This window comes from Micromonospora sp. AMSO1212t (genome assembly GCF_008868145.1).
Taxonomy (GTDB): domain Bacteria; phylum Actinomycetota; class Actinomycetes; order Mycobacteriales; family Micromonosporaceae; genus Micromonospora; species Micromonospora tulbaghiae.
In genome coordinates, this window is sequence record NZ_WBKS01000184.1 from 1 (window position 1) to 8,651 (window position 8,651).

The 8,651-nt window shown below is 72.2% G+C and carries 6 protein-coding genes; 1 reads left to right on the forward strand and 5 read right to left on the reverse strand.

Translation table 11 applies throughout. From position 1 onward, the window contains the following. Nucleotides 1-6 precede the first annotated feature (6 nt). Together F8279_RS27980 and F8279_RS27985 are read right to left on the reverse strand one after the other, a co-directional pair. Entirely contained in the window at nucleotides 7-1,485 is a 1,479-nt protein-coding gene (locus F8279_RS27980; RefSeq protein ID WP_151501540.1) for a glutamate--cysteine ligase, read from the reverse strand. Between the two features lie 254 nt (nucleotides 1,486-1,739). Then, nucleotides 1,740-2,321, reverse strand: a complete 582-nt coding sequence (locus F8279_RS27985) for a YceI family protein (RefSeq protein WP_091413661.1) — start codon at nucleotides 2,319-2,321, stop codon at nucleotides 1,740-1,742. Nucleotides 2,322-2,422: 101 nt separating this feature from the next. Here F8279_RS27985 and F8279_RS27990 point away from each other — a divergent pair, with 101 nt between their 5' ends. Next, nucleotides 2,423-2,914 carry a MarR family winged helix-turn-helix transcriptional regulator gene (locus F8279_RS27990; protein ID WP_151501541.1) on the forward strand — a complete coding sequence of 164 codons (492 nt, stop codon included), beginning with the start codon at nucleotides 2,423-2,425 and terminating at the stop codon, nucleotides 2,912-2,914. Nucleotides 2,915-3,173: 259 nt separating this feature from the next. Here the strand turns inward: F8279_RS27990 and F8279_RS27995 are convergent, their stop codons facing one another. From F8279_RS27995 to F8279_RS28005, 3 genes are all read right to left on the reverse strand, one after another. Next, the gene (locus F8279_RS27995; RefSeq protein WP_151501542.1) at nucleotides 3,174-5,711 is read right to left on the reverse strand and encodes a helix-turn-helix domain-containing protein; all 2,538 of its coding nucleotides are present in this window, start codon (nucleotides 5,709-5,711) and stop codon (nucleotides 3,174-3,176) included. 100 nt (nucleotides 5,712-5,811) lie between these two features. Then, nucleotides 5,812-6,960 (reverse strand): acyl-CoA dehydrogenase family protein, encoded by a 1,149-nt coding sequence (locus F8279_RS28000; RefSeq protein WP_151501543.1) that lies wholly within the window; start codon nucleotides 6,958-6,960, stop codon nucleotides 5,812-5,814. 91 nt (nucleotides 6,961-7,051) lie between these two features. Beyond that, nucleotides 7,052-8,584, reverse strand: a complete 1,533-nt coding sequence (locus F8279_RS28005) for an acyl-CoA carboxylase subunit beta (protein ID WP_091413652.1) — start codon at nucleotides 8,582-8,584, stop codon at nucleotides 7,052-7,054. Nucleotides 8,585-8,651 lie beyond the last annotated feature (67 nt).

Sequence of the window (8,651 nt, forward strand, 5' to 3'; positions counted from 1 at the left end):
CGGGGGTCAGTCGACGGGCCAGGTGTGGACGGGCTCGTTGCCGCGTTGCAGCTCGGCGTACCGCTGGACCATGTGGTGCAGCGCCGCCTCCCGGTCCAGGCCCCGGGTTCGCTCCGCCGTCCAGACCGTCTCGGTCTGCCAGACCGCGCCGTTGCGGCCGGTACGGCAGCGGCCCTCGATCACGCCGAGCAGGCGGTCCCGCTCGGCCGGGGCGACACCGAACCGGTCCAGCCCTTGCGCGGCCACCGGCAGCAGCGTGTCGAGCACGAGTCTGGTGACCGGCACGTCGCCGAGCCGGGGCCAGTGCAGGACCGCTTCGATGCCGCGCCGGGCGGCGGCGTGGAAGTTCTCCTCCGCGGAGCTGAACGTCAACTGGCTCCAGATCGGACGGTCCGACTCGGCGAGGCCGCGGGCCAGCCCGAAGTAGAACGCCGCGTTGGCGAGCATGTCCACCACTGTCGGGCCGGCGGGCAGCACCCGGTTCTCCACCCGCAGGTGCGGACGGTCGTTCATGATGTCGTAGACCGGCCGGTTCCAGCGGTAGACGGTGCCGTTGTGCAGCCGCAGCTCACCGAGTTTGGGCACGCCACCGGCGTGCAGCACCTCGACCGGGTCCTCCTCCTCGCAGATGGGCAGCAGCGGCGGGAAGTAGCGGACGTTCTCCTCGAACAGGTCGAAGATCGAGGTGATCCAGCGCTCGCCGAACCACACCCGGGGGCGTACGCCCTGGGCCTTCAGCTCGTCCGGGCGGGTGTCGGTGGCCTGCTGGAACAACGCGATCCGGGTCTCCGCCCAGAGCTGCCGGCCGTAGAGGAACGGCGAGTTGGCCCCGACGGCGACCTGCACGCCGGCGATCGCCTGGGAGGCGTTCCAGTAGTCGGCGAAGCTGTCCGGCGCGACCTGGAGGTGGAACTGGAGGCTGGTGCAGGCGGCCTCCGGCGCGATCGAGTCGGTGTGCGTACGCAGCCGCTCGACGCCGTTGATGTCCAGCTCGATGTCCTCGCCCCGGGCGCCGACGATCTGGTCGTTGAGGACGCGGTACCGCTCGTTCGTGGAGAGGTTGTCGGCGACCAGGTGGCGCTCGGTGAGCGTGGGCAGGATGCCGACCATCATGATCGTCGCGTCGGACTTGGCGGCCCGCTCGTCGGCGCGGCTGAGGCTGCTGCGCAGATCCTGCTCGTAGTCGGCGAAGCCACTGCCCTCGATCAGCCGGGGCGACGCGTTCAGTTCGAGGTTGAACTGCCCCAGTTCGGTCTGGAACAGCGGGTCGGCGATGTCGGCCAGGATCTGGTCGTTGCGCATTGCCGGTTCGGCGGCGGCGTCGATCAGGTTCAGCTCGATCTCCAGCCCGGTCATCGGGCGGTCCGCGTCGAAGCCGAAGTCGTCGAGCATCAGCGCGAAGACGTCCAGACATCGCCGGACCTTCTGCCGGTAGCGGACCCGATCCTCGCGGGAGAAGGCGCCCTGCTCGACGTCTCTGCCCATGTGCCCTCCCGGCGCCGGTGCGACGGAACCGTACCGTTCCGCAACGCATTGTGAACCATTCGTGTGGTGGACGTAAGTGCGCCCACCCCGCCGCCCGGCTGGACGGGCGGCAGGTCTGCACCTGTACCCCGTCGCCGCGGTCACCAGCGCGTCCGGGCGGAGAACTTCACGTGACGATTCGCACCGCCGGGGCGTACACGAGAGGGGCCCGCACCGTCGGCGGACGGTGCGGGCCCCATTGGCCTGTGCCGGGCTCAGCCCTGGCGGATGGCCTCACCCTCGATCTCGATCTTGATCTTGCGCCCGACCAGGACGCCGCCGGTCTCCAGCGCCACGTTCCAGGTCAGGCCGAAGTCCTCCCGGTCGATCTCGGTGGAGGCGGAGAAGCCGAAGATGTCCTGCCCGAACGGGCTGCGGCCGACGCCCTCGAACTCCACCTCGAGCTCGACCTGACGGGTCACACCCTTGATGGTCAGCTCACCGGCGAGCACGAACTCGTTGCCGTCGCGGGACTTCACCTCGGTGCTGCGGAACTCCAGCGTCGGGAACTGCTCCGCGTCGAGGAACTCCGGGCTGCGCAGGTGCGCGTCGCGGTCCGCCTGGGCGGTGTTGATGCTGGCCGCCTGGATGCTGGCGGTGACCGAGGACTGCATCGGGTCGTCGGTGACGGTGATGGTGGCGGTGGCGTCCGCGAACTCACCGCGTACCTTGCTGACCATCATGTGCCGCGCGACGAAGCCGACACGCTTGTGCGCCGCGTCCAGCACGTAGGTGCCGGGGGTGGGGATGGTGAGACCCTCCCAGTCGCGGGTAGTCGCCTCGGTGCTGCTGGTCATGATGCTCTCCTCCGGAGAAGATTGTTTAGGAGCCCAACGACTGACTGAGCAACTATAGTTGAGACAATATTCCCCGTGTCAAGTGTTGCTAGGATGGTGGCGTGGACCAGAACGTGTTCGACGACCCCCGGATCACTGCCGTCGGCCTGCTCGTCGAGGCGCATGCCGGGCTCGCCGCCCGGTTCGCCGCCCAGTTCGAGGAGCACGGCCTCTCCCCGGTCGAGTTCGAGGTGCTGACCCGGCTCGCCCGCTCACCCAACAACCAGCTGCGGATGACCGATCTGGCCGCGCAGACCTCGCTCTCCACCAGCGGCGTGACCCGCGTGGTGGACCGGATGGAGCGGGACGGGCTGATCCGCCGGCGCGCCTGCCCGTCCGACCGGCGCAGTTCCTTCGCGGTGGTGACCGCCACCGGCCTGAGCCGGCTGGACGACGTCCTTCCCGGCCATCTGCGGATCATCGAGCAGTGGTTCACCAGCCAGCTCGACCCGGCGCAACTCGACGGGCTGCTGGACGGGCTGCGCCGGGTACGCGACGCGGTCCATCCGGGTGCCACCGCCGGCAGCACCGAGCCGGCCGAGGACGCCGCCTGACGGTCAGCGACCTGCCGGGCACTACCCGCCGGTCACCGGCAGAACAACCGGCAGAACCGTCCGAACTGACGGACAAACCGGTCGGTATATTCGCGAATCGGTCGCCCGACCTCGGTAGTCTTCCGGCAGCGGGGGGCACCGGGGGGTGCTGGCGCGAGCGTGGAGCGAGGGGCAGCACCAGGGGGCTACTTCGCTCGCGCCACCCCCGCGCCCTCCGCCTCCCAGTGCCCGGCCGCCGCTCTCCGCCGGCCACTGGTGCTCATCGCCCGCGTCGGGCCGTCAAGGAGAACAGCAACTCCTCCTCCTGCGGCAGCAGGCTGACACCGGTGACCTGCCGCGCCGCGTCCAGCCGGTCCAGCACACGCGGCTCCGCGGTGCTGACCGCCAGCCCCACGAGCGCCTCGACCAGATCCCGCCGATCGGCGACACCCTCGGCCGCGTCCGCAGCCGCGGCGAACCACTCCGCCGCCAACTCCCGGTCTCCCCGGTGCAGCGCCACGTGCCCTTCGATCAACCCGCGCAACGCGTCCTCGGTGCGGGCGTCCCCACCCGCGCCGGGCGGGTCGAGCATCTCCACGGCCGGTGGACGGCGCCGGCCCGGTACCGCGCCCGACGGCCACAGCTCGGCGACCGTGGCCAGCGCCTCGTCGGTGCGCCCGGCGTGGGCGAGCGCCAACCCGACCGCGCCGACCGTCCGGCGCCGCCGCCCGGGATCGCCCAGCTCCGCGAGCGCGGCGGCCACCCGGCGCCCCTGCTCGACCGCCTCGGCGAATCGGCCCTCCAGGCGGGTCAGTTCGGCCTGATCGGCCCGCGCCAGCACACGCAGGCGCTGGTCACCGCACTGCGCCGCCAGGCGGTCGACAGTGGCCAGCCGCCGCCGGGCCCCGGCCAGCCGCCCTTCCCGTACGTCGTGCCAGGTCAGATGCGCCTGGGCGACGGCCATCTCGCGTACCCGGTGGTGCCGGGTGGCCGAGGCCAGCGCGGCCTCGGCCTGCTCGCGGGCCTCGTCGTGCGCGCCGAGGCCGAGCAGCAGCGCGCAGAGCACGGACCGGGCGGACAGTTCGCCGGTCACGTCGCCCGCCTCGGCGAAGACGGTCAGGGCGGCCCGGGCCGCCGGCAGTTCCTCCGCACCCGCGCCGTGTTCGGCGGCCAGCCGTGCCGCGCCCAGCATGGCCCAGGCCCGCAGCGTGGGCCGGGCACCCGCGGTACGCGGATCGGCGAGCAGCCGCCGCAGCCGGCGGCGGCCGGAGACGTCCCGCCCGCGCAGCCGCCACCACCGGGGCAGTGAGGCGGCGAGCAGGAGCGCCGTCTCCGGCGCGTGCTCGGCGGCGTACGCCAGCGCGGCCGTGATGTCGCTCGTCGCCTCGTCGAGCGCGCGCACCGAGCCGGGCATCTGCGCGCCCACCAGCCCCGGCGCGGTGCGGTGAACCAGACCGGTGATCACCGCGGCGTGCCGCATCCGGATCCGGGCGGTCTCGCCGTCGGCGTCGGCCTGCTCCGCGGCGAAGTCACGGACCGCGTCCAGCAGGCGGAACCGGAACTGACCGGTGCCCCGGACGCTGAGCAGGCCAAGCTCGCGCAGCCGGTCCAGCATCGGCGCGGCGTCCCAGCGCCGGCCGCCGTCGGCGAGCAGATCCTCGGCCAGCTCGACCGACCAGCGGTTACGGAACGCGGACAGCCGCCGCAACGCCGTCCGGTCGGCGGGAGTGAGCAGGTGATAGCTGGTCGCCACCGCGTCGCGCAGCGTCACCGTGCCGGCGGACGGGTCGGCCGGCTCCCAGCCGGGGCGTACGCCGGTCAGGTCCAGGACGCGGTCGCCGTAGCGGTCGAGCAGCTCGGTGACGTCGAGGATGCGTCCCCGTGCCGCCATCAGCTCGATGGCGAGCGGCAGACCGCCGAGCCGGCGTACGAGCGCGGCGAGCGCCGGCAGCTCGGCCGGGGTGGGCGGTTCCCGGCGGACCTGGGCCAGCCGGGCGGCGAACAGCGCCGCCGCCGGCCATCGGTCCAGACCGGCCCGGTCGGCGGGCTCGACGCCGGTCGGTGGCACGTCGAGCGGCGCGACCGGCCGGACCAGCTCGCCGGGCAGACCCGCCGGGCGGCGGCCGGTCACCAGCACCCGCAGCGTCGGCACGGCGGCGGTCAGGACGCGGAGCGCCTCGGCCACCGCGTCCGGTGCCCGGTCGACGGCGTCCACGAGCAGCAGCGCCCGCCGGTCGCCGATCCGGCAGGACAGGTCGGCCAGCCGGTTCACGCCGAACATCGACGCCGACGCGGCGAGCACGTCGGCGGTGTCCGAGCCCTCGCCCACGAGCACCCCGGCCACGCCCGCCGGATGGCGGGCCGCCACCGCGTGCGCGACAGTGACGGCCAGCGCCGTCTTGCCCACCCCGGCGAGCCCCACGAGGCTCACCACCGGGTACGCGTCGAGCAGGCCGCACACCTCCGCCACGTCCCGTTCGCGCCCGAGCAGCGGTACGGGCTGGGGCAGCGCCACCGGCGGATCGTCGGCGGCGGCACCGGCGGCGGAAAGGCGGGATGCCGGGGGCCGGGCGGTGTCGACGAACTCGCGCCGCTCGTCACCGCTCAGACCGAGCGCGTCGGCCAGCAGATCGACTGTGGTGCGCTGGGGCCGGGTGGCCCGCCCCCGTTCCAGATCGCGGACCGTCCGTACGCCCACGCCGGCCCGGCCCGCCAGCTCGGCCTGGGTCAGGCCGACGGCGAGCCGGTGCCCGCGCAGCAGGTCGGACAGACCGGTACGACCGCCCGGGCCCCGCGCACGGTCATGATCCGGAGTCATGGGCACGAAGATTACGGATGGACTCCGACGCTCCACAGCCCATCGTCAACCAACCGACCGTCCACTGCCGATATCCGACAGGGCGCGATTTCGCGTGTCCTCACATGCCGAGGTCGCGCGCGATGATCATGCGCTGCACCTCGCTGGTGCCCTCGCCGATCTCCAGGATCTTGGAGTCGCGCCAGAAGCGGGCCACCGGGTACTCGTTCATGAAGCCGTACCCGCCGTGGATCTGCGTCGCCTCGCGGGCGTTGTCCACGGCGACGGTGGAGGCGTGCAGCTTGGCGATGGCCGCCTGGCGCTTGAACGGCTCACCGGCGAGCATCCGGGCGGCCGCGTCGTAGTAGGCCAGCCGGGCCGTGTGCGCCTTCATCTCCATGTCCGCGATCTTGAACTGGATGGCCTGGTAGTTGCCGATCGGCTGGCCGAACGCCTGGCGTTCCTTCGCGTACTTGATCGACTCGTCCACGCAGCCCTGGGCCAGGCCGACGGCGAGCGCCGCGATGGCGATCCGGCCCTCGTCCAGGATGCGCAGGAACTGCGCGAATCCCCGGCCGCGCTCCCCGAGCAGGTTGGCGGCCGGCACCCGGCAGTCGTCGAAGGTCAGCTCGTGCGTGTCCGACGCGTTCCAGCCGACCTTGGAGTAGCCGGGCGCGACGGTGAACCCGGGCGTACCCGACGGCACGATGATCGTGGACAACTCCTTGCCGCCGTCCGGCCGCGTACCGGTGACGGCGGTGACGGTGACCAGCGCGGTGATGTCGGTGCCGGAGTTGGTGATGAACGCCTTCGAGCCGTTGATCACCCACTCGTCGCCGTCCAGGACGGCCCGCGTCCGGGTGCCGCCCGCGTCCGACCCGGTGCCCGGCTCGGTGAGCCCGAACCCGGCCAGCGCCTCACCGCTGAGCAGCTTCGGCAGCCACTGCGCCTTCTGCTCCTCGGTGCCGAACCGGTAGATCGGCATCGCGCCGAGCGACACCGCCGCCTCCAGCGTGATGGCCACGCTGGAGTCGACCCGGGCCAGCTCCTCCAGCGCCAGGCAGAGCGCGAAGTAGTCGCCGCCCATGCCGCCGTACTCCTCCGCGAAGGGCAGCCCGAACAGGCCCATCTTGCCCATCTGACGGACGATCTCGTACGGGAAGGTGTGCTGCTCGTAGTGCTCGGCGATGGTGGGTGCGACCACCTCGCGGGCGAACTCCCGCACGCTGGAGCGCAGCGCCTCCTGTTCGTCGCTGAGCCGGAAGTCCATCTGATCCTCCTGGTGGGACGGCGGTACGGACGGGCCGGGCGCTCGTGACGCCGGGGCGTGGGTCGGTCGGACCCGGGTGGGCGTGGGTCGGTCAGACCGGGGTGACGCCGTGCCGGCGCCGGGAGAAGTGCCGCTCCTTGCCGCGCGCGGCGGCGAACCGGCGTACCAGCTCGGCGCGCAGCTCGTGCGGCTCGACGATCGCGTCCACCACCAGCTCGCTGGCGAGGCGGACGACGTCGATGTCGCGCTCGTACTCCTCGCGCTTCGCGGCCACGAACGCGGCCCGCTCGGCCTCGTCCTCGATCGCGGCGATCTTGTTGGCGTAGACCGCGTTCACGGCGGCCTCCGCGCCCATCACCGCGATCTTCGCGGTAGGCAGCGCGATAGTGGCCTCCGGCTCGAACCCGGGACCGGCCATCGCGTAGAGACCCGCGCCGTACGCCTTGCGGACCACCACACAGATCTTGGGTACGGTCGCCTCGGAGATCGCCGTGATCATCTTGGCGCCGTGCCGGATGATGCCCTGCTTCTCCACCGCGCTGCCGACCATGAACCCGGGTACGTCGCTGAGGAACAGCAGCGGCACGTTGAACGCGTCGCAGAGCTGCACGAACCGGGTCGCCTTGTCGGCCGAGTCGACGAAGAGCACGCCGCCCTTGAACATCGAGTTGTTGCCGACCACGCCGACGACCTCGCCGTTCAGCCGGCCGAACCCGATGGTTAGTTCCTTGGCCCACAGCGCCTGGATCTCGAAGAAGCTGCCCTCGTCGAGCAGACCCTTGACGTACCGGCGCATGTCGAACGCCTGCCGCTCGCTGGCCGGGACCAGCGCGGCCAGGTCGGCCTTCTCCGGCGCGTCCACCGCCTCGGCGGCCGGCGGGTCCTGCTTCCAGTTCGACGGCAGGTACGACAGGTAGGTCCGCACCACGTCGAGCGCGTCGTTCTCGGTCTTGCAGAGGAAGTGGCCCACGCCGGACTCGGCGCAGTGCACCTTCGCGCCGCCCATCGCCTCCAGCGTGGTCTTCTCGCCGGTGACCATCTCGACCATGCGGTCGGAGCCGAGGTACATGCTGGCGTTGCCGTCCACCATGGCGACCACGTCGCAGAACGCCGGGATGTACGCCCCGCCCGCCGCGCTGGGCCCGAACAGCGCGCAGACCTGCGGGATCGAGCCGGAGGCGCGGACCTGGTTCCAGAAGATCTTGCCGGCGCCGCGCCGGCCCGGGAACAGGTCGACCTGGTCGGTGATCCGGGCGCCGGCCGAGTCGACCAGGTAGACCATGGGAACGCCGGTCGAGTACGCCCGCTCGATGATCCGGATGATCTTCTCGACGGTACGCGCGCCCCAGCTGCCGGCCTTGACCGTGGAGTCGTTCGCCATCAGGCAGACCTGGCGGCCGTCGATGGTCGCGGTGCCGGTGACCACGCCGTCGGCGGGCAGCCCGTCGGCCATCGCGTTGGCGTAGAGCCCGTCCTCGACGAAGGAACCCTCGTCGACCAGGTACGCCACGCGCTCGCGGGCGAACAGCTTCCCCTTCGCGGCGTTGGCCGCGTGGTACTTGTCCGCTCCGCCGGCGCGGGCGCGCTTGCGTAGCTGCTCCAGAGCCTCACCGTCGAGCGTCACGCCGACTCCCGTTGCCACGGCCCCCGCACAGGGCGCCCACCGACCTGAACGATCGTTAGGCTACCCC